Source organism: Mesorhizobium sp. M1A.F.Ca.IN.020.04.1.1 (genome assembly GCF_003997315.1).
Taxonomy (GTDB): domain Bacteria; phylum Pseudomonadota; class Alphaproteobacteria; order Rhizobiales; family Rhizobiaceae; genus Mesorhizobium.
The window spans coordinates 1-23697 of record NZ_RZSN01000058.1; the positions used below are offsets into that span (position 1 = coordinate 1).

25 protein-coding genes and 1 riboswitch are annotated in these 23697 nt (G+C 64.3%); of the genes, 14 read left to right on the forward strand and 11 right to left on the reverse strand.

The features are described from left to right. From EOA49_RS14160 to msrA, 4 genes are all read left to right on the forward strand, one after another. Nucleotides 1-191 (forward strand): hypothetical protein (locus EOA49_RS14160; RefSeq protein ID WP_127243202.1); only part of this gene is annotated, 191 nt, incomplete at its 5' end. Then, the gene (locus tag EOA49_RS14165) at nucleotides 191-514 is read left to right on the forward strand and encodes a hypothetical protein (protein ID WP_066997047.1); all 324 of its coding nucleotides are present in this window, start codon (nucleotides 191-193) and stop codon (nucleotides 512-514) included. The genes EOA49_RS14160 and EOA49_RS14165, both read left to right, overlap by 1 nt. A 146-nt stretch (nucleotides 515-660) precedes the next feature. Further along, entirely contained in the window at nucleotides 661-912 is a 252-nt protein-coding gene (locus EOA49_RS14170) for a hypothetical protein (protein ID WP_067325169.1), read from the forward strand. A 177-nt stretch (nucleotides 913-1089) separates the two neighbouring features. Next, entirely contained in the window at nucleotides 1090-1608 is a 519-nt protein-coding gene (gene msrA, locus EOA49_RS14175) for a peptide-methionine (S)-S-oxide reductase MsrA (RefSeq protein ID WP_127241097.1), read from the forward strand. A 123-nt stretch (nucleotides 1609-1731) separates the two neighbouring features. Here msrA and EOA49_RS14180 read toward each other — a convergent pair whose 3' ends face one another. After that, nucleotides 1732-1923, reverse strand: coding sequence for a hypothetical protein (locus EOA49_RS14180; protein ID WP_067325165.1), 192 nt, complete (start codon nucleotides 1921-1923; stop codon nucleotides 1732-1734). 166 nt (nucleotides 1924-2089) lie between these two features. On the opposite strand from EOA49_RS14180, the gene EOA49_RS14185 reads away from it, so the two are divergent. Next, nucleotides 2090-2359 carry a hypothetical protein gene (locus EOA49_RS14185; RefSeq protein WP_127241096.1) on the forward strand — a complete coding sequence of 90 codons (270 nt, stop codon included), beginning with the start codon at nucleotides 2090-2092 and terminating at the stop codon, nucleotides 2357-2359. Nucleotides 2360-2394: 35 nt separating this feature from the next. Here EOA49_RS14185 and EOA49_RS14190 read toward each other — a convergent pair whose 3' ends face one another. From EOA49_RS14190 to EOA49_RS14200, 3 genes are all read right to left on the reverse strand, one after another. Then, nucleotides 2395-2940: a hypothetical protein gene (locus EOA49_RS14190; RefSeq protein WP_127241095.1), complete on the reverse strand. Its 546-nt coding sequence runs from the start codon at nucleotides 2938-2940 to the stop codon at nucleotides 2395-2397. 562 nt (nucleotides 2941-3502) lie between these two features. Further along, on the reverse strand, nucleotides 3503-3955 hold the full coding sequence (locus EOA49_RS14195) for a GFA family protein (protein ID WP_067325159.1): 453 nt from the start codon (nucleotides 3953-3955) through the stop codon (nucleotides 3503-3505). Nucleotides 3956-4047: 92 nt separating this feature from the next. After that, complete coding sequence (locus tag EOA49_RS14200) at nucleotides 4048-4338, reverse strand: hypothetical protein (protein WP_067325244.1); 291 nt, start codon at nucleotides 4336-4338, stop codon at nucleotides 4048-4050. Nucleotides 4339-4937: 599 nt separating this feature from the next. Between EOA49_RS14200 and EOA49_RS14205 the strand changes: the two genes are divergently transcribed. Together EOA49_RS14205 and EOA49_RS14210 are read left to right on the forward strand one after the other, a co-directional pair. Next, nucleotides 4938-6164 carry an anion transporter gene (locus tag EOA49_RS14205; RefSeq protein ID WP_127241094.1) on the forward strand — a complete coding sequence of 409 codons (1227 nt, stop codon included), beginning with the start codon at nucleotides 4938-4940 and terminating at the stop codon, nucleotides 6162-6164. 186 nt (nucleotides 6165-6350) lie between these two features. Then, complete coding sequence (locus EOA49_RS14210; RefSeq protein ID WP_067325155.1) at nucleotides 6351-6581, forward strand: hypothetical protein; 231 nt, start codon at nucleotides 6351-6353, stop codon at nucleotides 6579-6581. Nucleotides 6582-6757: 176 nt separating this feature from the next. On the opposite strand, the gene EOA49_RS14215 is transcribed toward EOA49_RS14210, so the two are convergent. Then, nucleotides 6758-7816: an aminopeptidase gene (locus EOA49_RS14215; protein WP_127241093.1), complete on the reverse strand. Its 1059-nt coding sequence runs from the start codon at nucleotides 7814-7816 to the stop codon at nucleotides 6758-6760. 485 nt (nucleotides 7817-8301) lie between these two features. Here EOA49_RS14215 and EOA49_RS14220 point away from each other — a divergent pair, with 485 nt between their 5' ends. Further along, nucleotides 8302-9459 (forward strand): sulfite oxidase, encoded by a 1158-nt coding sequence (locus EOA49_RS14220; RefSeq protein ID WP_127241092.1) that lies wholly within the window; start codon nucleotides 8302-8304, stop codon nucleotides 9457-9459. Nucleotides 9460-9593: 134 nt separating this feature from the next. Here the strand turns inward: EOA49_RS14220 and cyoD are convergent, their stop codons facing one another. From cyoD to cyoA, 4 genes are read right to left on the reverse strand one after another with little or no spacing between them, the layout of a single operon-like run. Then, nucleotides 9594-10004, reverse strand: coding sequence for a cytochrome o ubiquinol oxidase subunit IV (cyoD, locus tag EOA49_RS14225; RefSeq protein ID WP_066997081.1), 411 nt, complete (start codon nucleotides 10002-10004; stop codon nucleotides 9594-9596). Beyond that, entirely contained in the window at nucleotides 10001-10720 is a 720-nt protein-coding gene (locus EOA49_RS14230) for a cytochrome (ubi)quinol oxidase subunit III (RefSeq protein ID WP_095784114.1), read from the reverse strand. Before EOA49_RS14230 ends, cyoD begins: the two co-directional genes overlap by 4 nt. Then, nucleotides 10717-12720, reverse strand: coding sequence for a cytochrome o ubiquinol oxidase subunit I (gene cyoB, locus EOA49_RS14235; protein ID WP_164746829.1), 2004 nt, complete (start codon nucleotides 12718-12720; stop codon nucleotides 10717-10719). The genes EOA49_RS14230 and cyoB overlap by 4 nt, the downstream gene beginning before the upstream one ends. A gap of 2 nt (nucleotides 12721-12722) precedes the next feature. Further along, nucleotides 12723-13682 carry a ubiquinol oxidase subunit II gene (gene cyoA, locus EOA49_RS14240; protein ID WP_127243203.1) on the reverse strand — a complete coding sequence of 320 codons (960 nt, stop codon included), beginning with the start codon at nucleotides 13680-13682 and terminating at the stop codon, nucleotides 12723-12725. Between the two features lie 503 nt (nucleotides 13683-14185). On the opposite strand from cyoA, the gene EOA49_RS14245 reads away from it, so the two are divergent. From EOA49_RS14245 to EOA49_RS14255, 3 genes are all read left to right on the forward strand, one after another. After that, on the forward strand, nucleotides 14186-14785 hold the full coding sequence (locus EOA49_RS14245) for a LysE family transporter (protein ID WP_189407202.1): 600 nt from the start codon (nucleotides 14186-14188) through the stop codon (nucleotides 14783-14785). Between the two features lie 82 nt (nucleotides 14786-14867). Further along, nucleotides 14868-16982: an ABC transporter ATP-binding protein/permease gene (locus EOA49_RS14250; RefSeq protein ID WP_127242046.1), complete on the forward strand. Its 2115-nt coding sequence runs from the start codon at nucleotides 14868-14870 to the stop codon at nucleotides 16980-16982. Between the two features lie 126 nt (nucleotides 16983-17108). After that, complete coding sequence (locus EOA49_RS14255; protein WP_127243204.1) at nucleotides 17109-18083, forward strand: nucleoside hydrolase; 975 nt, start codon at nucleotides 17109-17111, stop codon at nucleotides 18081-18083. A 30-nt stretch (nucleotides 18084-18113) separates the two neighbouring features. On the opposite strand, the gene EOA49_RS32625 is transcribed toward EOA49_RS14255, so the two are convergent. Then, complete coding sequence (locus tag EOA49_RS32625) at nucleotides 18114-18257, reverse strand: hypothetical protein (protein ID WP_156751069.1); 144 nt, start codon at nucleotides 18255-18257, stop codon at nucleotides 18114-18116. 531 nt (nucleotides 18258-18788) lie between these two features. Between EOA49_RS32625 and EOA49_RS14260 the strand changes: the two genes are divergently transcribed. From EOA49_RS14260 to EOA49_RS14270, 3 genes are all read left to right on the forward strand, one after another. Continuing rightward, nucleotides 18789-19514, forward strand: coding sequence for a hypothetical protein (locus EOA49_RS14260; protein ID WP_095802578.1), 726 nt, complete (start codon nucleotides 18789-18791; stop codon nucleotides 19512-19514). A gap of 245 nt (nucleotides 19515-19759) precedes the next feature. Next, on the forward strand, nucleotides 19760-20167 hold the full coding sequence (locus EOA49_RS14265; protein WP_127242036.1) for a DOPA 4,5-dioxygenase family protein: 408 nt from the start codon (nucleotides 19760-19762) through the stop codon (nucleotides 20165-20167). A gap of 80 nt (nucleotides 20168-20247) precedes the next feature. Next, nucleotides 20248-20439, forward strand: a riboswitch (cobalamin riboswitch). Nucleotides 20440-20528: 89 nt separating this feature from the next. Continuing rightward, nucleotides 20529-21596, forward strand: a complete 1068-nt coding sequence (locus EOA49_RS14270) for a HoxN/HupN/NixA family nickel/cobalt transporter (protein ID WP_127242037.1) — start codon at nucleotides 20529-20531, stop codon at nucleotides 21594-21596. Nucleotides 21597-22124: 528 nt separating this feature from the next. On the opposite strand, the gene EOA49_RS14275 is transcribed toward EOA49_RS14270, so the two are convergent. Then, nucleotides 22125-23594 (reverse strand): HWE histidine kinase domain-containing protein, encoded by a 1470-nt coding sequence (locus EOA49_RS14275; RefSeq protein ID WP_164749225.1) that lies wholly within the window; start codon nucleotides 23592-23594, stop codon nucleotides 22125-22127. Nucleotides 23595-23697: the final 103 nt, after the last annotated feature.

Consider the following 23697-nt stretch of genomic DNA (forward strand, 5'->3'; position numbering starts at 1 on the left):
GCAAGGGACTGATCGCCGCCGCCGTCGTCGCAGCGCTCTGCGGCTGCACCACGGCCAAGGGCGGCTTCTGCGCGGTTGCCTCGCCGTTGCGTCTTTCCGGCAAGGCCGTCGAGACGCTGTCGAACGAGGAGGCGCGGACGCTTCTCGCCCACAACCGCAAGGGCGAAAAACTCTGTGGCTGGAGGCCCTGATGCACGACATCTTCGATCTGCTCGGCGTCAAGGGCCAAGTGGTGGCCGCCGGGCTCGCCGGCGGGGTGCTCAGGGCACTGTCGCGCCATCGCTACAAGTTGCGCGAGATGATCGCCTCGCCGATCTGCGGCGCCTTGGCCGCCGCCTATCTGACGCTCCCCACGGTCGCTTGGGTCGAGGCCAGCGGCCTGCCGATGCCCGACGCCGCCGACGACACCACCACTCTAGCCGCCGCCTTCCTGATCGGTGTCTCGGCCATGTGGATTTCGGACATCGTGTTCGAGGTGCTGGTGCGGCGCTTCAGGCCCGCACCAGAAGAATGAGCGGCGCGGAATGGGAGCCGTGCCGATCAGTCCCGAGCATTGGCGACACCGGCCGGCAAGAATTCTGCCAATCGCGATGAACCAATTCGCGTGGCCATGCGACGCATCGGTGCAAATGAACACCCGTGTATCCATGGAGATTTTCGATGCCTGCAATCCTTCGCAATGCACTTCTTGCCGCCCTGGCCGTATCCGCCCTGGGTGGATCCGCGATGGCCGGCCAGCAGATCTACGAATGCGACAACACGCCGACCAACAAGCTCTGGGCTGGGCGCTGCTGCGGCGTCGGCGACGCCAATTGCCTCGGTGGTGAAAGCCATGGCCATGACCGGGGGAATCCCGGCCGGGGCAACAATGGCGGAGGCGACAACGGCAGGGGCGATAAAGGACCCAAGTGAAGCTGGCGCTCAGCCCGAGGCTCGCCGGTTTGCCCGACCGGCGAGCAATCGGCAGACTCGGCGCCGTGGCTCGTTTTCCCCCGTCGACCTTTCCCGGCGCCTTTTTCCAGCCGCTTGAGCCGCTGGAAGAAGCGGGCCACAATCCCCACTTATGGAGAAATCCAAAGGAGGTTTGACATGGCTTCTTCCGAACGCGCGGTCCTTGCCGGCGGCTGCTTCTGGGGCATGCAGGATCTGATCCGCCGCTTGCCCGGCGTGATCTCCACCCGTGTCGGCTACAGCGGCGGCGACGTGCCGAACGCAACCTACCGCAATCACGGCAACCATGCCGAGGCGATCGAGATCGTCTTCGATCCGACCAAGACCAGTTTCCGCACGCTGCTCGAGTTCTTCTTCCAGATCCACGATCCGACGACCCGGAACCGTCAGGGCAACGATGTCGGCATGAGCTACCGCTCGGCGATCTTCTATACCAGCGACGAGCAGAAGCGGGTGGCCGAAGACACCATCGCCGATGTCGACGCCTCGGGTCTCTGGCCGGGCAAGGTCGTCACCGAGCTCGCTCCGGCCGGTGCCTTCTGGCAGGCCGAGCCGGAACATCAGGATTATCTGGAGCGCTATCCCAACGGCTACACCTGCCATTTCGTCCGGCCGGGCTGGAAGCTTCCCGTCCGCGAAAAGGCCGCCGCATCATAAAAATAGGGCTGCGCAGCCCTTCAATCAGGATCCCGCCCGCCGTGCCGAAAGGCATGGCGGGCTTTCTTGCGTTCCGGGCGCAAGCCCGCACCTCGCCGGCATGCTCCGGCTGGAACAGTGGCCTTAGCCCTTGGCCCGGCGGTTCTCGTTTTCATGGCCGATCCAATGGGCTCGGATGCGGTCGCTGGCTTCAAGGTAAGCCATGTCGATGAGATAGGTCAGAAGCTTTTCGCCGTCGGCCTCAGCCTTCTGGCGAAGCTCGCGCAAGATCCCCTGCGCAAACTGCAGGTTTTCCATTTTGCTCGGCTGGTCCATCGGTGCCCCCAATGTCTGCGTGGAAGTTTGGCTGACTATACTTGTACGAATGTTGTCGGCTCGCTCGCGGCCAGGCTGCGCCCGGTTGCACCTGCGCTCGATCAATGAAGCTGTTGCACATCGCGCGAAAATGTCGATATTTTACGCCCCCAATCGGATGGCGACTATGCATGAAGACGAGGGCAGCACTCCCGACAAGCTGCAAGCCATGCTTGACGTGATTGCCAGGAGCGAGCCCGCGAGCGGGAGCGGACAGGCCGATCTCGGCAGGCTGCAGGCCGATGCCGCCAAGGCCGCCAACGTGCTGATCGAATTCTACGGCGACGCTGCCCTCGAGCGAGCCAAGCTTATCGAGCGCCGCTCGCCCCACTCGCATTTCGCGCGCATGGTGACGGCCGAGATCGGCAGGCGCGGCAGGCTTCCGCCCAGAAGCTAGCCCGGAACCCGGCCGAGAAACTAACAAAGATCGCCTCAGGACGATTTGCGCCTCCTCGATCTCTCGCCAAGCCTTTGCAGGATCTCTTCCTGGATGTTGTCCAGCAGGTAGGAAAGCATGTCGTCCCCGATCGACTGCGCGATTTCCCTGGCCTGCTCGACATGGTCGTGGATTTCGCGCAGCGAGTGATCCTCGCCTGCGGCATCCTGCGTCAGGTCGATGAACCAGCCCGGATAGAGCGCTGCCTCGCCGATGTCATCGACATAGCACTGGCCGACGGCAAGGATCTTGCGCAGCCCCATCTTTTCCGAGCGGACCTTGTAGACCTCGCGGAAACCTGACCTGCGCTCGATCGCCTTTCGGATCGCCAGCCGAACCCGCGGCTGATCGTCCCGCTCGATGCTTTGCATGCACCGCTCCAGCGGCGCGCCGTGCGAGAACTCCTCGAGCGTCAGGTCGAAATAAGCGGACAGATTCGCGTCCCCATAGACGCGGTCGCGCTTGATGTCCCAGGTCCAAAACCCGTCGATCGGTGGATACCGCAGATGCAGGTTGCGGCTGCCTTGAGGCGCCAGTGTCATGAAAACCGCCCCGTTCGGTTTCAGGATTCGCAGTACTATGTCTTAAAATCAAAAAGAAACAAAGGTAAGTTTTTGTACAAGGCAGGAAAATGATTGGGCCTGCCCCTTGCTTGCATAGCTTCGCCGCATAGTTGGCATCATCCAGGAAATACGGACGGTGAAAAAGTTTCTCTGGCCGAAACAATTTTCATTTCCGTGTCGCAAATGAAGCCGGTGCTTCACGCGAGAAGGAAGCTTTCGAACTTGAAACAACATCAAAAGTTGTATTCTCCCGGACGCAACGCCTGGGCTGGACATACTATCCATCTTGTAAGGCCGGCGCGGCAATGCTGGTGTTGCCTGAGCCGCGCCGGCCGAAGCGGCCTCCAAAAGGTTTTCGCCGCGCCGGGGATGCTAGCGGCCGCTGCCGCGCCGGCAAACCGACCGTTGGTTGAAAATGCCCGACTTCCAGAAGAAGACAAGGCCCTCGCGGTCAGCGTCCGGTCGTTTACGGGCATAGGCGCCGGCTCGCTGGACCGATGCGTCCTTGCTCTGCGACTTAAGCCTTACTGCCATTCAGCATTTAGGCTGATTTGCGATACGGCTCGCGCACGGTCTCCGGCTCGGCATCATCGGCCGCCGACTCAGCGACGGTCCTGTCATGCTCGAATTGGCTCGCCTCGGGCAGAGGATGCAACCACTGCTCGCGCCGACCGATCCACAATTCGTAGCTGGGCTCAAGCCCTTCGGTCGGTACGACATCCAGGCTGCCGATCATCACCTCGGCCTCGTCCTCGCGAACCGACGGCAAGCGGCTGCCGCAGGTTGGACAGAAGCTTCGCCCGCCATAAGTGCTGGTGATACCCGCGCTTTCGAATGCCTGGCGCGGCCATATGGCAAAGGCCTGATACGCCGATCCGCTGGTCTTGCGGCAGTCCTTGCAATGGCAAAGTCCCACCCTCAGCGGCTCGCCGGTCACCCGGAACTGGACACCGCCGCACAGGCAGCTGCCGCTACGCATGACATCGTCGAACATGGCCGTTCCTCCTGCAGCCGGGACATTGGTGTCACCATCCGGTACAATTCGCATGCTGCCTCAACTGTTCCACAGCGCGGTCGGAACGTCGCTCAACCGGGAAAGTCGAAGACCGGTTCCTCGCAGCGGTAGACGCGGCATGGACCGTCACGGGTCGGAACCGCGACCGACATCGGGACTTCCGGCCAGTCGCACTCATTGCCGAATTGGCGCACGAAACGATCATAAGTGTTGGGCCCGGTGGTCAGCACCGCGGCATGCCGGCGCTGGATCAGCGCCTGCGTCTCGCCACAAGTCATGGCGCGTGTGTCGGGCCGCGCATCGGCGGCGCCCGCAGTCCATAATATCGTGCCGGCTACAAGGGCGGTCGTCAGGTTTTTCATGGAGGCGCCAGCTTTCAGTGATCGCTTTTGCGGTACGAATATGGCTCGCCGCCGGAACACCGCAAGGCTTTTGAACAGCAAAACGACGCCGATGAGGATGTCTGCGCAACCGGCCTTGTCGCGGTCGGACGGACGACGAAGCGACCGTCAGCGCGACGTCGGTAAGAACCCGGTCAGGCATTCTGGCCTCCCGATCCGCCGCATTCCAGGCAGATCACACTGTGTCCCGGACAGCTCAGCCGGTGCGTTCCTTCCGGGCAGCAATGGCCGTTGGAGGCGACCCAGCGGTCGCAAATGAAAATTTTCCTGGCGCCATGGCAGCGCCGGCATTCCGCCGAGGGCATCAGATTCTCGTTTGGCGAGACGCGATGCTCCGCTTCAACGACCGCGTTCATCCATTTAGTCCCCAACGACTGGATTGTCGGTCCTGTTTTTCTCAAGACATTACATTAGCCATCCGAGATATAAAAGCCCCGGCCGGATGACGAAAGTTTCATCCCTCGACCCTTTCCCTTTGCGCTGCCGTTGCTAAAGCTCGTCCGGCAAAGGGCGCCCGAGCAGATTCCGTCGGGCGCGGGCAGGCAACGGGATTTCCTGCAATGACATGGACCGGTGCGGGAGCGCTTTTCATCCTGGTAGCCACTTATGCCGGCGTTGCCGTCGGCCGTATTCCGGGCTTCAGGCTGGATCGCGCCGGCATCGCGCTGCTCGGTGGCGCCGCCATGATCGCGATCGGCGCGATCGGCATGGAGGATGCCTACCGCGCCATCAATTTCGACACGATCACGCTTTTGCTCGGCATGATGATCGTGGTCGCGCATCTGAAAGTGTCGGGCGCGTTCCGGGCGCTCGGCGGCTTCGCTATTGAGCATGCGCACGCGCCCTTCATGCTGCTCGTCATGGTGACGCTTCTGACCGGAGTGCTTTCGGCCTTTCTGGTCAATGACGCGATCTGCCTGGTGATGGCGCCGATCGTCGTCCACGTCACCCGCGTCATCCGGCGCAACCCGGTTCCCTACCTGATCGCCACCTGCACGGCCTCCAACTGCGGCAGCGTCGCCACCATCACCGGCAACCCGCAGAACATGGTCATCGGCGCGCTCTCGGGCATTTCCTATCCGGCCTTCACGGCGGCGCTCGCGCCGGTGGCGCTGTTCGGCCTTGTCGCCGTCATCGTCATTGTCCGCATCGTCTACCGCGGCGAATTCTCTCGCCCCGCCGAGCTCACCCCCGAGGTCTATCGCGGCCGCATGCTGCCGGGACAGGTGCTGAAGGCGACGATCGTCTGCGTGGTGCTGGCGTTCGCCTTCTTCGCTGGCGTGCCCGTCGCCAAGGCGGCGCTCATTGCCGGCGCTTTCCTGCTCGTCACCCGCGCGATCAAGCCGCACCGCATCTACCGCGAGATCGACGGCCCGCTGCTCTTCATGTTCGCCGGACTGTTCGTGGTCGTGGCGGGCGCGGAGCGCACGCTGCTCACCCCCGACATGATCGCCGCGGCGAAGAATATGGGTCTCGACGATGTTTGGCGGCTCTCCGGCTTCACCGCGGTCCTTTCCAACGTCATGAGCAATGTGCCGGCGGTGCTGGCGTTGAGGCCGTTCATCCCGGGCCTCGAAAACCCCCACCGCGCGTGGCTGGTCGTGGCGATGAGCTCGACGCTCGCCGGCAATTTCACGCTGCTCGGCTCGGTCGCCAACCTCATCGTGGCTGAGCAGGCAAGAGCGGCGGGCAAGGAGCTGTCTTTCGCAGCTTTCTTCAAGGTCGGTTTGCCGCTGACGCTGTTGACGCTGGTCTTCGGCACGGCGTGGCTGGCGCTCACTTCGTAGCCGTTGGACGCCAAGCAGCTGGCGGGGAGAATAGGGCAAGGTTCTGCTGTGAGTGCGACAATGTTTTTCCGGCTTAATCGCCTACGCCGACGCGATCGCACCCAACGTAAAGGCGCCCCATGGAGCCTTGTTTTTGTTTTCAGGCCCGGTTAAGCCGCCGCGCAACCAACCGAAGGACGACATAAAGTGAGCGAACCGACCGTGGCCGAAGCGACCGAAAGCATCTATGCCTCGATCCGCGCGGACAACGCCGACATCGATGCGCATATCGCGACGCTCAAGGCGGCGATGGCGCGGGAAGGGCTGAAACAGGCGGTGTTCGAGCCGGCCAAGCTGGCGCACAACAACCGCGCGGGCCGCAAGCTGATGCAGGCCTATTTCCGCCAGCGCGGCGTGACCGTGACGTTTTCGAGCTAGGGGCCGCGCGCCGACCGGGCGCTGCTGTTGCGACGAGGCTCCGCAAGAGGCCTTTTTGGGGCGTCGCGGCACCGCGCGGCTGCCTAAGGGCAATCGCATATGGCGCGCCCGATGTGATTGGCTGCCGAGTTGGCTTCGCTCATGTCGGGTACGCGGCCGACCCTTGCCTGTTCAGGTCAATCGCACGCCGCCACGGTCTTCAGCGTCTGGGCGCGCGAAGGTCCGGGCAAATTCCCGATCCTTCGAACGGCGGCGTAGAACCTTGGATAGTCGCCGGAGCACAAGTCGAACAGGCGAAGAATCGCCGGAACCTGTTCGCCATAGACGGCAGTCGCGGCGAGCTTTGCGTTGTTGATCGGGCTATCGAACCAGGCGTCATAGCCCCGGTATCCGGCCCAGCGCGTATCGCGCATGCGCCGGTAGCGCATCCGCAGCCTATCGATCGTGGCTGCTTTGGCGGCGGCCATCTGCTGTGGGCCACGCGGACTTCCATAGACTTGCCGCAACTCGTCCCGGGTTTTCGCTATCAGTCCGAGAAAATCGGCGCTGCGCTTGCGATTGGCTTCGTAGCGGCGCAATCCCGCGCGATTGCCGGTGGCGCGGAGCCATTTCCTGACGCCGGTGGTTTCGACCGAGACCGCGAAAGCCTCGTTGAACGCGGAGTCGCCGTTCACATAGATTTTCTGATGCGCCAGCTCATGGAAGATCAGGCTTGCGAGATAGGTGTCGTCCTGGCGCAGCATGGTGCTGAGCAGCGGATCGCTGAACCATCCGAGCGTGGAATATGCGGTGACGCCCGAGACGTAGACGTCCAGCCCCTGCCGCTGCAGTTCGGCAGCGCTCTCTGCCGCCGATTTCCGGGAAAAGTAACCCCGGTACGGAACGCAGCCGAAGACCGGAAAGCACCATGTTACGGGCGTGAGCGAGAATTGCGGCGCGGCAAAAACCGCCAAGGTCACAGCGTCCCGGCCGATGTCGACATAGCTGCGGTAGCTGCTGTTTTCGGGCAGCGCCAGTTCATCCGTGGCAAAGCGGCGTATGGCGCTCGCCGACGTCAGCTTGACGCGCAATGCCTCCGGCGTTGCGGGGTCGCGGATCAGCTTGCCGACATTCTTGCGCGCCGCCATGATCTCAACATGGCCCTCCAGCGACTGCGCGTAGTAGGAAATGCTGGTGCACCCGGCCACGCCGGCCGCCAGGACCGCCGCGGCAAGCAATCGAAAAACGCGCCTCACAGCCTGCCCACCGCCTGTTCATCTCCCCGTGAAGCAAGTGTCCCCATTTGACCGCGAGTCTCAAACAGGCCCGCCGATCTTCGTCAAGACCTGGTGGGACGTCACGGTTGCCGATCCTGCCAAAGTCTGACATCGGTGCTGACCAGGTCCATGCCGCTCACGAGATGCAACGCATCAATCGTCGGCGGCATTCAAGCTTGGAGCACGATGCAGGTATCGAGTCCTGACGCGAAGATGCCAGCCCTTGGCCTCGCCACGACGACAGATAGGGCGTATATTTGAAGACCGCCGGCTCGGACCTGACACGCCGGCGCATTGAGAGCGGGAGACGTCGCTTCAACTAGGGCGCACTTCCAACTCGGGGGGTGTTCCACGCGCTCTCATCATTGCCCGCCGCGTCCGGCTTCTGCTTTGCGCGATCGCGGTCGCTATTCGCATTTACTCACTGAAGGAGAACTGAGCTTTTCACTGGAGGAGAAGTGATCATGCATTACCTTCCCAGACGTGAATTCATGGTTCGAGGAGGGGCAACCCTCGTGGCGCTGGCGTCCTTTCAATCGCGGATTGCCTATGCTTTTCCAACCCGGGCCGGCGAGGAAGTCATCAAATGGCTCGATCAGTTGCCGCCAAACCCGGTTCCGCAAGTCATCAAAAATCAGTTGGTGTGGGAGGATCTCGATTCCTGGGTGACGCCCAACGACAAGTTCTTCTCAATCGCGCATTTCGACCGGCCGGTCATCGACGAAAGCACGTGGAAGCTCGAAATTGGCGGCTCCGTCAAAAAGCCGACAGACCTGACGCTCGCCGACATCAAGGCTCGAACGCGCCAGGAAGTCACGTTCACGGTCGAATGTTCGGGCAATACTGGCCTCCCGTTCTTCAATGGCGGGATTGGCAATGCTCGCTGGGCGGGCACGCCGCTCGCCACGATCCTTATGGAGGTCGGCGTCCTCGACAGTGGCATCGAGGTTGTCTTCTGGGGCACCGATAAAGGTGAAATCAAGCGAGCCGACGACGTCAAGTTTGCGCAGAACTTTGCGCGCAGCATGTCGCTCGCCGACGCCTTGGACCCCAAAAACATCCTCTGCTACGAGATGAACGGCACTGCCTTGCCTGCCGATAACGGGTTCCCGCTGCGGCTGATTGCGCCGGGCTGGTACGGGATCGCGAACGTGAAATGGCTCAAGCGTATCGAAGTGAGGGACCAACGCTTCGTGAACCAGTTCATGGGACGCGATTATGTCACGCTGCGCGAGGAGGAGCACAACGGAGAGACGGTATGGATGGAAACCTCTGTCGGGAGGGCGCGCCTGAAGTCTGCGCCGGCCCGGGTCACTCATATCGGCAATGATTACCGGATCGTCGGGGCGGCCTGGGGAGCGCCGATCGAGCGGGTCGAGGTGAAGATCGATGACGGCCCATGGATGCCGGCGACCATCGATGAAACCGAAAAGGCGGACTTCGCTTGGAAGATATGGTCCGTCGACTGGCCCAAGCCCTCCGCCGGGGAGCACACAGTCACCTCGCGCGCCGTTAGTACCGGAGGGCAGGTCCAACCCGCAATGGACGATCCCGTCATCGCCAAGAAGCACACTTACTGGGAAAGCAACGGTCAGGTGACGCGACGCATCGCCATTCACTGATCGGCGGAAGCCTATCAAACCTCTGACATCGATGTGACCCCATGCTTTTGGCATGGGGTCATGACGTCGATCGGGCCGGCTGTGACGGTGGCGACCCACGCGGGAGAACGCCTCTGCCGGCGGGTTGAGCCGCCTTATGGCATCATCCTGGCCTGATGGGCGCTCATCGGAGGCATGTTCAGGTTGAGATGGGCCATGATCCAGACCGAGCCGATCACGACCAGCGCGACGATCAGCACGCCGAAGGCGAGCGCGAGCACGTTGTTGGTGTTGTCGGGCCCGGTGGTCAGGTGCAGGAAGAAGACCAGATGCACGCCCATCTGCGCGATCGCCAGCACCACCAGGGCCGAGATCACCGCCGGCTGGTAGATCAAGCCGGTCTGCGCGGCGAGGAAAGAGGCGATGGTCAGCAGGATCGCGAGGCCGAAGCCGAGCAGGTACCCCGACAGCCCTCCCGCCAACTCGTGCTCGGTGATGCGCTCCTCGCCCGGCGCCGAATCGCGGCGGTCGAGTTCCTCGTCGGTCCGGCTGTCGATGTCGCTCATGGCGACGCTCCCAAGAGATAGACCAGGGTGAAGATGGCGACCCAGATAATGTCGAGCGCGTGCCAGAACAGGCCGAAGCAGTGGAGCCGGCGCAGTATTTCCGGCCGGAAGCCCTTCACCCAGAGCTGCGCCATCATGGTCCCGAGCCAGAGCAGGCCGAGCCCGACATGGGTGCCGTGGCAGCCGACAAGGGCGAAGAAGGCTGACAGGAAGGCGCTGCGCGAAGGGCCTGCCTGCTCGCTCGCCATCACCGCGAATTCCTGCACCTCGAGGAACAGGAAGGCGGCACCGAGCAGGCCGGTGACCAGAAGCCAGAACTGCGTGGCGGCCATCGACCGGCGCTGCGTCGCGAGCGTCGCCAGCCCGCCGGTGAAGCTCGATGTGAGCAGCAGCCCCGTTTGCGCCGCAACGCGCGGCAGCTCGAACAGCTCCTTACCGGATGGCCCGCCGGCGGTCGCCGTCGACAGGACCGCATAAGCCGCGAAGAAAGCCGAGAACATGATGATGTCGGACAGGAGGAAGATCCAGAAGCCGTAGGCCACGGTGACGAACTTCGAGGCCGGGCCGCCCTGGCCGTGGCCGGTCGCCGAGAGCAGGCCATGGCCGTGTCCCGCATGGCCGTGACCCCCATGACCGTGTCCCCCATGGCCATGCCCGCCGGACCGTCCAACCCGGTAGGGATCGCGCGCCGCGCTGCCGGCCGTGATGTCGCTCATGCCACGCGCTCCCGTCTGCGCAGCCAGGCAAGCTGTGCGGCCCTGCCGTCGCGGTCTATGCGCTCGACTTCCTCCGCGGAGACTTCGTAGTCGCCGTGCTCTCGCCAGGCGAAGACGACGAAAGTGATATAGGCGCCGATGAAGCCTAAGATCGCCAGCCACCAGATGTGCCAGATCAGGGCGAAGCCGATCAGCGTGCTGAAGAAGGCGGTGACGAAGCCGGTCGGGCTGTTGCGCGGCATTTCGATCGGCTCATAGCTTTCGTCCTCGCCGGGCCTTTGCTCCTCCATCGCCCGCTGCTTGATGGTCCAGTAGGGTTCCTCGTTCTCGACATGCGGCAGCCGCGCGTAGTTGAAGAAGGGCGGCGGGGAGGATGTCGACCATTCCAGCGAGCGGCCGTCCCAAGGGTCGCCCGTTTCGTCGCGCAATTCGTCGCGATGCCTGATCGAGACGACGAGCTGCGCGACCTGGCAGGCGGCGCCGACGATCATCACCGCTATGCCGAAGGCCGCCACGACCAGCCACGGCGTCCACAGGTCCATGTCGATATGCTGGAGGCGGCGCGTCATGCCGAGCAGGCCGACGATATAGAGCGGCACGAAGACCAGCACGTAGCCGGCAAGGGTGAACCAGAACGCGGCCTTGCCCCAGCCCTCATGCAGCCGGAAGCCGAAGGCTTTCGGGAACCAGTAGGTGAAGCCGGCGAAGGCGGCGAACAGCACGCCAGAGATGATCACATTGTGGAAATGCGCCACCAGGAAGAGCGAATTGTGCAGCATGAAGTCGGCCGGCGGAACGGCGAGCAGCACGCCGGTCATGCCGCCGATGATGAAGGTGGTGACGAAGCCCAGCGCCCACAGCATCGGCGTGTCGAAGCGCACGCGCCCGCCATACATGGTGAAGAGCCAGTTGTAGATCTTGACCCCGGTGCCGACGGCGATGACCGAGGTGGCTATGCCGAAGGCGGCATTGACGTCGGCCCCGGCGCCCATGGTGAAGAAGTGGTGCAGCCAGACCATGAAGGAGACGATGCAGATGAACAGCGTCGCCGCGACCATCGACCGGTAGCCGAACAGCGGCTTCGATGAGAAGGTCGAGAAGATCTCGGAATAGATGCCGAAGGCGGGCAGCACCAGGATGTAGACCTCCGGATGGCCCCACGCCCAGATCAGGTTCATGAACATCATCTGGTTGCCGCCGGCTTCGTTGGTGAAGAAATGGAAGCCGAGGTAGCGGTCGAGCGTCAGCATGGCGAGCGTGGCGGTGAGGATCGGGAAGGCCGCGACGATCAGCAGGTTGGAGGCGAGCGATGTCCAGCAGAACATCGGCATGCGCAGATAGCCCATGCCCGGCGCGCGCATCTTGAGAATGGTGGTCGCCAGGTTGACGCCGGTGAGCAGCGTGCCGACGCCGGAGATCTGGATCGACCAGAGATAATAGTCGACGCCGACGCCCGGCGAGTAGGTCGTCTCCGACAGCGGCGCATAGGGCAGCCAGCCGGTGCGGGCGAACTCGCCGACGACGAGCGAGATGTTGACCAGGAGCGCGCCGGTCGCCGTCAGCCAGAAACTCACCGAATTCAGCGTCGGAAAGGCGACGTCGCGGATGCCGAGCTGCAGCGGCACGACGAAGTTCATCAGCCCGATGACGAAGGGCATCGCGGCGAAGAAGATCATGATCGTGCCGTGGGCCGAAAAGACCTGGTCGTAATGCTCGGGCGGCAGGTAGCCTGGCCCGTGGATGGCGAGCACCTGCTGCGTGCGCATCATCACCGCATCGACGAAGCCGCGCAGCAGCATCAGCGCCGCCAGGACGATATACATGACGCCGATGCGCTTGTGGTCGACCGAAGTTATCCATTCGTCCCAGAGATAGGGCCAGTATCCTTTCACCGTGACCCAGATCAGCACCGCGGCGGCCGCCAGGAAGACGACGAGCGCGGCGCCCAGCGGGATGGGCTCATCGAGGGGAATGGCAGACCAGTCGAGCTTGCCGAGCATCGTCATCCTCCCGCTTTCGGCTGCGGCTGTTGGGCAGGCGCCGGCGTCCCGGCCTTGGGCTGTGCCTTGGGGCTTACCTGCGGTTCGCCGGCGGCGGTTTCGGCGGGACCCGGACCGGGCGGCAGCGTCTGGCGCACGATCGCGTCGAACAGGCCGTCCTGCACGACGCCGAACGAGGCCGGCGGCACGTTGATGCTCTGCCTGGCAAGCTCGCCATAGGCGCGGGCGTTGAGCACGCCGCCGGCGCCATGCAGCGAAGAGGCCCAGCGCGCAAACTCGTCGGGCGGGACCGCGCGCACGCGGAAATTCATGTCGGAGAAGCCATCGCCGCTGAAATGCGCCGACAGGCCGAGATAGTCGCCCTTGCGGTCGGCCTGCAGGTTGAGCTCGGTCTGCATGCCGTTCATGACATAGATCATGCTGCCGAGCTGCGGCACAAAGAAGGTGTTCATCACGCTGGCCGAGGTCAGCTTGAAACGAACGGGAACGCCGGCCGGGATGACCAGCTGGTTGACCGTTCCGACGCCCTGGTCGGGGTAGAGGAACAGCCATTTCCAGTCGAGCGCCACCACCTGGATGTCGAGCGGCGGCTGGCTGGAGGCGATCGGCCGGCGCGGGTCGAGATGGTAGGATCCGTAATAGATCAGCCCGCCGAGGAAGAGGATGGTGAGCGTCGGGATCGACCAGACGATCAGCTCGATGCGGCCCGAATAGGTGAATTCCGGCTCGTAGCGCGCGTTGCGGTTGGAGGCGCGGAACATCCAGGCAAACAAAAGCAGCGCCACCAGCGTCGGAATGACGATGACCAGCATGACCGCCAGCGAGTTGAGCAGGATCGTGCGGTTGCCCGCGCCGATCGGGCCCTGCGGGTCGAGCACCCCGCCCGCGCAGCCGGAGAGCGTTGCGATCAGGCCTATCCAGAGCGGCGAGCGGCCTCGCCTCGGTCTAGGGAAGGAAAGCACTGGAACGGATCATGCTTGGCGCGAACGGATCGGCGGGACGTCTTGACTGTGGGCGGCGCGTCGTCGGCGCCGCTGGGCCGCGGCACGGCCGGAAACAGACTTCGCGGCCAGTCCGGCTGGGCCGTGATCCTTCAAAAGCTCGCGCCTGCGAGGGTCGCGTTCTGCGGCAGCTTTCATCTGAAGTCTCCCCGTGTGCAGAGGCACTTCCGCCATATACCGTACGACTGCTGAACACGGCTGCCAACCCAAGCAGTTGCCGCCTGTTCCGCAAAGGCGGTGTTTTGCCCGATGGCTGGACGGGCCGCGGAAGACATAGGGCGCGGCTCCAGCCTGACCAGACGCCGTCTCGGCATGCTCGCGCTCGCCGATCGCCCGCCAGGATGGTGACAAGGCGTGCGGCGCGTGCATTGTACTGCGCAGGGAATTGCAGCCGACCTGCGGAGGAAGCCTTGTCCGAGATTGCAACCATCCTTTCCATCCTTGGCGTTTTCCTGCTGGGGGCGATGAGCCCGGGGCCGAGCTTCGTCGTCGTCTCGCGCATCGCGGTGGCCGGCGAGCGTACGGATGGCCTGGCGGCGGCGATCGGCATGGGCATCGGCGGCTTCATCTTCGCCATCATCGCGGTCGCGGGCCTGACCGCGCTGCTCGTCCAGATCGCTTGGCTGGACATTTTCCTGCGCATTGCCGGCGGCGCCTATCTGTTGTGGATCGGCATCAAGATCTGGCGCGGCGCCAATCAGCCGATCGAGATCGCGAACGATGCCTCGGCGCGCGCCGGCTCGTTCTGGCGGGCGCTGCGTCGCGCGCTTCTGGTCCAGCTCGCCAATCCGAAGACGGCGATCTTCTACGCCTCGATGTTCGCGGCCATGCTGCCGGCCTCGCCGCCGCTCTGGATGCTCTTGGTCCTGCCGCCGCTGCTCTTCCTCAACGAATTCGTCTGGTACGCGGTCGTCGCCTTCGCCTTTTCCTCCAGCCGGCCGCGCGCGGCCTATCTCGGCACCAAGCACTGGATCGACCGCGCCGCCGGCGCCGTGGTCGGCGCGCTCGGGATCAAGCTGATGTGGGAAGGCATGGCCGCCGCGCGGCGGGGTTTTGCCGGGTGAGGTGAGGTCGAGGCCCGAGCGGGCAGGCAACATCTCTCGCCGAGATCGTGAAACCTTCTGATTTTTGAGCCGTTGTCGGCTGATGTCTGAAGCAAAGCTCAAGCCAAGATCGGCCGACGGCGCCCAGCCGCGCGGTGCCGGGAAGTCGCGCCCCGCAAAGACGGGCGCAGCGAAGGCACCCCCGGGCAAGACGCGGCCGGAAAAGTCGCCGCCGGAAAGCTTGCATCCGGAAAGACCCCGCGAAGAGAAGTCGCAACCGAAGCAATCGCCCGAGCACGAGGAGCCGGCCGAAGCGACGCCGGAGGCCGTCGGCGAACCGGCGCCGCCGCCGCCGGAATCCGTCGAGCCCGGTCCGAAGCTGACGCCCGAGGAGGCCGAGCAGGCGCGCAGGAAGTACCTGTTTAGGCGGTTCTGGATCAGCGGGCGCGGCTACTGGGGCCGGAATGGCGACAAGCTCGCATGGCCGTTTACGATTGGGCTGCTGGTGCTGATCTGCGTCAATGTCGGCTTCCAGTATGGCATCAATGTCTGGAACCGCGCCTTCTTCGACGCCATCGAGCAGCGCAATGTCCACACCGTCTATATGCTGAGCGCCGTCTTCGTGCCGCTGGTTGCCGGAAGCGCCAGCCTCGTCGTCGTTCAGGTCTACCTGCGTATGACGATCCAGCGCCGCTGGCGCTCCTGGCTCACCACATCTGTCATCGCGCGCTGGCTGGCCAGCGGCCGCTACTATCAGCTGAACCTCGTCGCCGGCGACCACTCGAACCCCGAAGCCCGTCTCACCGAAGATCTGCGCATCGCCACCGAGTCCCCCGTCGATTTCATCTCCGGCGTCCTCAACGCCTTTCTGGCGGCCTCGACCTTTATCGTCGTGCTGTGGACCATCGGCGGCGCGCTCACCTTGCCGCTCGGCCGCGAGAGCATCACCATCCCCGGCTTCCTCGTCGTCACCGCGGTCATCTACGCCGCCATCACCTCGACCTCGATGGTGGTCATCGGCCGCCATTTCGTGCAGCTTTCGGAGCGCAAGAACCAGGCGGAAGCCGAATTCCGCTACACGCTGACACGCGTGCGCGAAAACGGCGAGAGCATCGCGCTGCTCGGCGGAGAGGCGGAGGAGCGCAGCGGAATCGACAGGAATTTCGGCCATGTGCTGAGGCAATGGGCGCTGCTGACCGGACAGCACATGCGCACCGCGATTGTCTCGCAAGGGTCGATGCTGTTCGCGCCGGTGGTGCCGGTGCTGCTCTGCGCGCCGAAATTCCTCGAAGGCTCGATGTCGCTCGGCCAGGTCATGCAGGCGGCCTCCGCCTTTGCCATCGTGCAAGGCGCGTTCGGCTGGCTGGTCGACAATTATCCGCGCCTGGCCGATTGGAACGCCTCGGCGCGCCGCGTCGCTTCGCTGATGATGTCGCTCGACGGGCTGGAGCGCGCCGAAGAGAGCGAGTCCTTTGGGCGCATCCGGCGCGGCGAGACGCAAAACGGCGCCATGCTCAGCCTGGACGATCTCTCCGTCACCCTCAACGACGGCACCGGCGTGGTCAAGGAGACGAAGGTCGAGATCAACCCGGGCGAGCGGGTGCTGGTCGCCGGCGAATCCGGCACCGGCAAGTCGACGCTGGTGCGGGCCGTCGCGGGCCTGTGGCCCTGGGGCGGCGGCAGCGTCAATTTCCATGCCGGCAAGCGGCTGTTCATGTTGCCGCAACGCCCCTACATCCCGACCGGCACGCTGCGGCGCGCGGTCGCCTATCCGGCCGCCGCCGACAACTGGACGGTGGACGAGATCGACGCCGCCCTCGACAAGGTCGGCCTCGGCTACCTGCGGGACAGGATCGAGGAAGAGGCGCCGTGGGACCAGACGCTCTCCGGCGGCGAAAAGCAGCGCCTCGCCTTCGCGCGCCTGCTGCTGCACGAGCCAGACATCGTCGTGCTGGACGAGGCGACCTCGGCGCTGGACGAGAAGAGCCAGGACAAGATGATGCAGACGGTGGTCCAGGCATTGCCGAAGGTCACCGTCATCAGCGTCGCCCACCGCGCCGAGCTGGAAGCTTTCCACAGCCGCAAGATCACGCTGGAGCGGCGCGAAGGCGGCGCGAAGCTGGTCAGCGATGTGGAGCTGGCGCCGCGCAGGGGCAAGCGCAACGTGTTCGCGCGGGCGCTGTGGGGGAGCGGGGCGAGAGGAGGGCCGGCGCGCTGAGGGCGGCATCAAGGGCAGGGCGGCAAGAGCGTCCGTTGTGGTGATCGCGCTTCGGCCGGATGGCAACCTTGACGTCACCAGAGGCCCCGGTCTGTAATCGCCGCAGGCCAGGGAGAGGCGACCCCCATGGAAAAGATCATCCTCGACTGCGATCCGGGGCACGACGATGCCATCGCCATCCTGCTTGCGGCCGGCAACCCGAACATCGACCTTCTCGGCATCACCACGGTTTCGGGCAACCACAATGTCGAGAACACCACGCGCAATGCGCTCTCCGTATGCACGGCCTACGGCATAAAGGTGCCGGTGGCGAAAGGCTCGCCCGGCCCGCTGATCATCGACCAGGTGCTGGCCGTCGAGATCCACGGCGAGACCGGGCTCGATGGCCCGGATCTGCCGCCCGCCTCGTTCGAGCTCGACAAGCGCCATGCCGTCGACTTCATCATCGAGACGGTCATGGCGCATGAGCCGAAAACCGTCACGCTGGTGCCGGTCGGGCCCTACACCAACATCGCTCTGGCCGTGCGCAAGGAGCCGCGCATCGTCGAGCGGGTGAAGCGGGTCGTCGCGATGGGCGGAAGTTTCACGCGCGGCAACATCACGCCGGCGGCCGAGTTCAACGTCTATGCCGACCCGGAGGCCGCAGACGTGGTGTTCCGCGCCGCTTGGGACGTCACCATGGTGGGGCTTGACCTCACGCACCAGGCCTTGGCCACCCCCGACCTGCAGGACAGGGTGCGCGCCGTCGGCGGGCCGCTCGCCAAATTCATCCTCGACATCTGGGAATTCATTGCGACCACGCATGGCGGCCTGCTGCAGATAGCCTATCCCGCCGTCCATGACGCCTGCTGCGTGGCGGCGATGATCGACGCAGGCGTCTTCACCACCGAGAAGGCCGATATCCGCGTCGAGCTTGCCGGACGGTGGACCAAGGGCATGACGGTCTGCAATTTCGAGAAGCTGGGCGGCATGCGCCATTTCGGCGGCACGGCGAGCGAGCAGGTCGATTTCCGCCATACCGTGGCGATGAAGCTCGACCATGCGAAATTCTGCGACCTGATCGTCGATGCGCTCGAGCGCCTCACCAGTCAAAAGGCGTGAGGCGCTCCAGGGGCAAGGCCTAGCCGGCCCTCACAGCAGGAACGATTGCCTGTCGCGCAATGTGGCGCTCATGGCGGCGATGCCGGTCTCGATCTCGCGCTTGTTGGCCAGGATCGCATCGCCGGCCGCACCCTCGACCGTCGATCGCAACAGGTCGGCCTGGCCGACCAGCACCGCATCCTTGTCGGCCAGCGCGACGAGCGTTGCGGCTTCGAGCCGGTAGCGCGGGCGCCTTGCCGCCCTGGGCGACTCTCAAGCCTCCAGGCCCGCGCACGCCAGGAAGTGGGAGAGAATTGGCCCGGCGAAGCCGAGACGGCCATTTCGACGAGAGCCCGGCGTCGGCATCAGCAACCGGCACTGGCACGGTGGTGTCCTTGTTCTGTTGCTTTTTAGTTGAAACTAATTTGAAAGTTACCCGTTAGCAGCGCGTAGGCGAGCTCAAACTTGCCCTGCTGTCGACAGCTAAGTTGAAAGGAGAAGTCCTAAGCCTTTTTCAGTGCTTGGCGTTGCCGAGACCGCTTTTCTATCATTCGTCTTTCGAGCGGCCTCCAGCCGCGCCGGTCACCGCCGAGGCCGATGCCTGGCAGGGCGAGAAGTCGCCATCGCTCGGCACGCATTCGCGCGACGAAGGCTTCGCAGACCGCTGTCGAGCGGAACGCTCGATGAGGAGCCACACAAGGTTGGCCTTGGAACAAAGGTCTGGCCATGAAAAAATACCTAGCAGCCGCGCTGGCGATCGCCATCCCGATCGGGCCTGCCTCGGCGCTTGACGTCGGCGTGGGCGGCAAGGTCGGCGGCATCGGCGTGGGCGCCGGATTGGGCGCCGGTTCGCAAGGCGTGTCGGCGGGCGTGGGCGCCAGTGCCGACGGTGTCGGCGGCGCAAACGTCGGCGCATCGACCGGCGGCGGATCGCTCGGCGTCAATGCCGGCGGCAATCTGGGCAGCACCAGCACAGGCGTGTCGACAAGCGTGGGCGCCGCCGCCGCGGGCGACGATCCTTCCGCCGTCAGCGGATCGGCTGCCTCTGCGCAGAACCCGGCCGCGGTGCCGACAGCCCCTGCTTTGGCCAAAAGCGCGACGCAGACCATTGTGCTGCCTCCAGTGCTGAGGCCCTCCAGATCCGCCGGCGGCGACCTCCGGCGGGTCACCAAAGGCTATCGCATCGCGCCGCTGTCACCTCCGAAGGCGATACCCGGCACGCCGGCCGCCGTAGTGCGCGCCTGTCGCGCCGCGATCGCGGCGGCCGCCAAGCCCCTCGGCGCCGTGCGTGTTTACACGGTCAGCGCCGGCCCCTTGCGTCAACGCCGAAGCGGGCTCAACGCGCCGATCGAGGTGCGCATAGACTATGACGGGCGAGGCGGCATCGAAGTGAGGCAGGCGAAAGTCGGCTGTCGCCTAAATGCGAAGGGCGCGGTCACCGCGGTGATTTAGAGGCAAAGGCACAACGGCCGTTGCCATCCTTCCTGCCGGTTGCAACCTCGGCGGTTTGGCAATTCCTCGCCCCCACAAGGTGGACGGGAGAGGTGGCTCGGCGCAGCTGAGACTGAGCGGGGGAGCGCCATATCCGATAACCCTGCCGACCGCAGGCGCGGACCTCAGCCGGCTGCAGACAAGGCGCCCGCGCTTCGGCTAGAGTTCCGCCGGGCGCAAAAAAATCATCGAAGGGGAGCATCGCGATGAACGAAGTCAGGCCGATCGCCGAGATCGCCAGCTATCACGCCCATATCTACTACGGCGGGGAAGCCGAGCGGCAGCATGCCGAATGGCTGCGCCAGCGCATCGCAGAACGGTTCCGCGTGCGCCTGGGCAACTGGCGCGACGAGCCGGTCGGCCCGCACCAGCAAGCCATGTACCAGGTCTCCTTCGCGACCGAGATTTTTGCCACGCTGGTTCCCTGGCTGATGCTGAACCACGGCGGCCTGAGCATCCTCATCCATCCCAACACCACCAACCCCAAGCGCGACCACCTTATCGACCCGATCTGGATCGGCCGGGCACTGCCGGTGAAGGGCGACGTGCTTGGCGAGGAGGACGAGGCAGAGGAATCGCTGGAGGTGAATACCGAGCCGACGCTGGGGGTGTGAGGGGGGCGCGGCGATCTCGTCACGATGGCGTGAGAGGCGGCTGGCCGTCGGAGTTGTTGATTGACTGGCCAACCGCGGTGTGGCGAATTCGCGCCGATGGTTCCCTTCGGGGATCAAAAGGGAACGCGGTGCGGAGAAATCCAAAGCCGTGGCTGCCCCCGCAACTGTAAGCGGCATGCCGTTTTCACGATGCCACTGGCTGCATGGGCCGGGAAGGCGAAAGCGGCGGCAATCCGCGAGCCAGGAGACCTGCCATCATGGACGTCAAAGCAGAACATCGGACGGGGTGATCCGGTGTGCGCGCCTGGCCGGACGGCGGGGCGAGTTCCCTGCGATGACAGGCAACGTCAAAGGCAGAACCATGCTGATCCAACTATCGAAAATGCTGAACAAAACCGCGCCCGACCTGAAGGCCAGGCTGATTACAATCTACGGCGCGCTCGCCATTCTCAACGTCGGGGCGTGGCTGTGGGCTTTCGTCGCCTTCCACGACAAGCCGACATTGCTTGGCGTCGCTCTCGTCATTTATGGCCTCGGCTTGCGCCATGCCGTCGATGCCGACCACATAGCGGCCATCGACAATGTCACGCGCAAGCTGATGCAGAACGGCAAACGGCCGGTCTCCGTCGGTTTCTTTTTCGCACTCGGCCATTCGACGATCGTCGTCATCGTCGCTGCGGCTATCGCGGCGGCAACGTCCCTGCTCGGCCGTTTCCAGACCCTTCAGGAGATTGGCGGCACCATCAGTACCGGCGTTTCCGCACTCTTCCTGCTCGCCATCGCGGCGATGAACATCGTCATCTTCTTCTCGATCTACAGAAGCTATCGGCGGGTGCGGGCCGGTGGGGCGTTTGTCGAGGAGGATCTGGACCTGCTGCTCAACAATCGCGGCTTCCTGGCCCGCGTCTTCCGCCCGATGTTCCGGCTGGTGTCGCGCAGCTGGCACATGTTCCCACTTGGTTTCCTCTTCGGCCTTGGCTTCGACACCGCGACCGAAGTCGCCATGTTCGGCGTGTCCGCGGCACAAGCGGCCAAGGGCGTGCCGTTCGAGGCCATTCTGGTCTTCCCGGTGCTTTTCGCGGCCGGTATGTCACTGGTCGACACGACCGATGGTGTGATGATGCTCGGCGCCTATGAGTGGGCCTTCGTCAAGCCGATCCGCAAACTGTACTACAACATGACGATCACCCTGGTGTCGGTCCTTGTCGCAGTACTGATCGGCGGCATCGAGGCGCTCGGCCTGATCGGTGACAAGTTCGGTCTGTCGGGCGGCTTCTGGAACGGCGTCGGCACGCTCAACGACAATTTCAACAATCTGGGCTTCGCCATTATGGGCATCTTCATCGCCGCCTGGGCGATCTCCTATGTCGTCTACAAGGCCAAGGGGCTGGACGATGTGGAGATCGGATCCGCAGCAAAGAATTCATAAGCCGCCGGCGGCGGCTGGCTGCAGCAGGCCAGCCGCATCTCTCTGCCATCAGACGCCGGCGGGCTGCCAGCCTGCCGCCTTGAATGCCTCGGCATCGGGAAGCCGATGACGGCAAAGGTCGATCGCCGCCCCGTCAGCGGTGCTCGGCTTGACATTCTTGTTCCCGTTCACTGTTGGCAGACAGCGACAGGAGATCGCCGGCCCGTGCGCACGCGCTTCAAGGCATGCTGAGGAGCCGTAGCCCAAGCCTTTGGAAGTGTGACGGAATTCTGCGCTTGGATAAGCCAGGGGTTAAGGCCTGGGATAAGCCCCATAATCCATAAGCCAGAATCCAGAGTCCAAATATCCAGAGTCCAGAACAGAAAAGCTGGCGCTTTTCTGTTCTAAAAAAGCGGGGAAGGGGAAAGCAAAAATGGGAGCAGCGCAAGCCATTCGGCGTACGGCGCTACGGCGAGGGCTCGGCGGCGCCAGCGAGCTTCCGACGTGGCGGCGAGCCGCCCTGTTCGGTCTCCCAGGATGCAACCGGCCTCACGTCAGCCCGGCGATCTGCTCATCGCCGTCCAGCTCCGCCCCGCCGGCGACGACCACGTTGGCGAGCGGCGCCGAGAGCGTCCAGCGAACGAGGCCGGGCAGCCGTTCCATGGAGGCGCTGCCGGAGAGGCTGGTGGGGACGACGCGCTGGAGAACGACGCTGCCGAAGCCTTTATGCGGGTTGGCATCGGCGGCCGCGGGAGGTTCGGAAAAATGTTCCTCCCAGACCAGCTCGAAATCGCTGCCTTCGGGGGCCGGTGCTACCCGCCCGTCCATCCGCACGGTTCCGGCGTCGCCGGCCAGGGCGCCGTATTTCGTCGCGTTGGTGCCCAGCTCATGCAGCGCCATGCCGATGTTCTGCACCGCGTTCAGCCGCAACGTCACGTCCGGCCCGCAAGGCGAGATTCGCTCTTCGTGTCCGAACGGCCGCAGATGTTCGCGCACAAGGTCGGCCATGCCTGCGCCGCGCCAGTCGTTGAGCACCAAGAGGTCGTGCGAGCGCGACAGCGCCATGATGCGTTCGCGGATCTGGTGTTCGAACGCGCGCGGGTCGGTCGCGCGTTTGCTCGTCTCGCGGATCATGGAAAGGATCACGGCGTACTGGTTTTTGACGCGGTGGTTCACCTCGCGCATCAAAAGTTGGATCTGCTGTTCGCTCGCCCGTTTTTCGGTGATGTCGGCCGCCATGCCGAACCATTCCAGGATGCTGCCGGTGTCATCGACGATCGGGATTGCCCGTGAGGTGGTCCAGCCGGCGGACCCGTCGGCGCGCCGCACCCTGTGCTCGAGCTCGAACACGCCGCGCTCCATGATGGCGCGCTCGATCGCCGCCTGGATGCTCGCCTGGTCTTCCGGGAACAGGTATTCGTCGCGCCAGCGGATCGCCGGCCCCTGGGCGCTCGACAGGAAGCCGCGGCCGTCCAGCTCATGCATTTCCTGCCAGTCCGGGCTCATCCGGTAAACCACGTCGGAGCTGGCATTGACCAGCGCGCGAAACCGCTGCTCGCTTTCGCGCACCTTTGCTGCCGCCAGCACCCGGGCCGTGGTCTCCGAAACGATGCAGAGCACGGCTTCAACCGTGCCGTCCTGCGCCCGCACCGCGGAATAGGAGATGTCGAAATAGACCGTCTCGCCGACCAGGCCGGATCGTTCGATATAGAAAGGCCGGTCCCTGGCCGAGAAGGTTTCGCCGGTTTCGAGAACTCCGCGCAGCAGCGGCTCGAGGTCGGTCCAGAGCTCGGACCAGTTTTCCTCGGCGGGGCGGCCGAGCGCGCGCGGATGCTTGTCGCCGATGGTCGGCGCGTAGGCGTCATTGTAGAGCGCGACAAACTCCGGCCCGCAGAAAAGCACGATCTGAGCTTCGGCGGCGAGCATCAGGTCGACCGTCGTCCTCAGGCTGAGCGTCCATGTCTCGATCGGCCCGAGCGGGCTTTCCGACCAGGGATATTCGCGAATGAATCGCGCCATCTCGCCGTGTCCGCGAGGCCACGATTCATGGAAGAGCCCGTCAGCCATAGGCGCATTAACGCGCGACGCCGCTTATGTATCCGTCTCCGTCACGCAAAATTTT

Coding starts and splice junctions, on each gene's coding strand:
- cyoD (WP_066997081.1), bottom strand. CDS start 10,004: ATGAGCGACATCGACAGCCGGACCGACGAGGAACTCGACCGCCGCGAT.
- EOA49_RS14265 (WP_127242036.1), top strand. CDS start 19,760: ATGAACGAAGTCAGGCCGATCGCCGAGATCGCCAGCTATCACGCCCAT.
- EOA49_RS14275 (WP_164749225.1), bottom strand. CDS start 23,594: ATGGCGCGATTCATTCGCGAATATCCCTGGTCGGAAAGCCCGCTCGGG.
- EOA49_RS14180 (WP_067325165.1), bottom strand. CDS start 1,923: ATGGACCAGCCGAGCAAAATGGAAAACCTGCAGTTTGCGCAGGGGATC.
- EOA49_RS14200 (WP_067325244.1), bottom strand. CDS start 4,338: ATGAAAAACCTGACGACCGCCCTTGTAGCCGGCACGATATTATGGACT.
- EOA49_RS14190 (WP_127241095.1), bottom strand. CDS start 2,940: ATGACACTGGCGCCTCAAGGCAGCCGCAACCTGCATCTGCGGTATCCA.
- EOA49_RS14230 (WP_095784114.1), bottom strand. CDS start 10,720: ATGAGCGACATCACGGCCGGCAGCGCGGCGCGCGATCCCTACCGGGTT.
- EOA49_RS14270 (WP_127242037.1), top strand. CDS start 20,529: ATGCTGATCCAACTATCGAAAATGCTGAACAAAACCGCGCCCGACCTG.
- EOA49_RS14165 (WP_066997047.1), top strand. CDS start 191: ATGCACGACATCTTCGATCTGCTCGGCGTCAAGGGCCAAGTGGTGGCC.
- EOA49_RS14220 (WP_127241092.1), top strand. CDS start 8,302: ATGCATTACCTTCCCAGACGTGAATTCATGGTTCGAGGAGGGGCAACC.
- EOA49_RS14195 (WP_067325159.1), bottom strand. CDS start 3,955: ATGTTCGACGATGTCATGCGTAGCGGCAGCTGCCTGTGCGGCGGTGTC.
- EOA49_RS14255 (WP_127243204.1), top strand. CDS start 17,109: ATGGAAAAGATCATCCTCGACTGCGATCCGGGGCACGACGATGCCATC.
- msrA (WP_127241097.1), top strand. CDS start 1,090: ATGGCTTCTTCCGAACGCGCGGTCCTTGCCGGCGGCTGCTTCTGGGGC.
- cyoB (WP_164746829.1), bottom strand. CDS start 12,720: ATGCTCGGCAAGCTCGACTGGTCTGCCATTCCCCTCGATGAGCCCATC.
- EOA49_RS14170 (WP_067325169.1), top strand. CDS start 661: ATGCCTGCAATCCTTCGCAATGCACTTCTTGCCGCCCTGGCCGTATCC.
- EOA49_RS14260 (WP_095802578.1), top strand. CDS start 18,789: ATGAAAAAATACCTAGCAGCCGCGCTGGCGATCGCCATCCCGATCGGG.
- EOA49_RS14185 (WP_127241096.1), top strand. CDS start 2,090: ATGCATGAAGACGAGGGCAGCACTCCCGACAAGCTGCAAGCCATGCTT.
- EOA49_RS14245 (WP_189407202.1), top strand. CDS start 14,186: ATGAGCCCGGGGCCGAGCTTCGTCGTCGTCTCGCGCATCGCGGTGGCC.
- EOA49_RS14205 (WP_127241094.1), top strand. CDS start 4,938: ATGACATGGACCGGTGCGGGAGCGCTTTTCATCCTGGTAGCCACTTAT.
- EOA49_RS14250 (WP_127242046.1), top strand. CDS start 14,868: ATGTCTGAAGCAAAGCTCAAGCCAAGATCGGCCGACGGCGCCCAGCCG.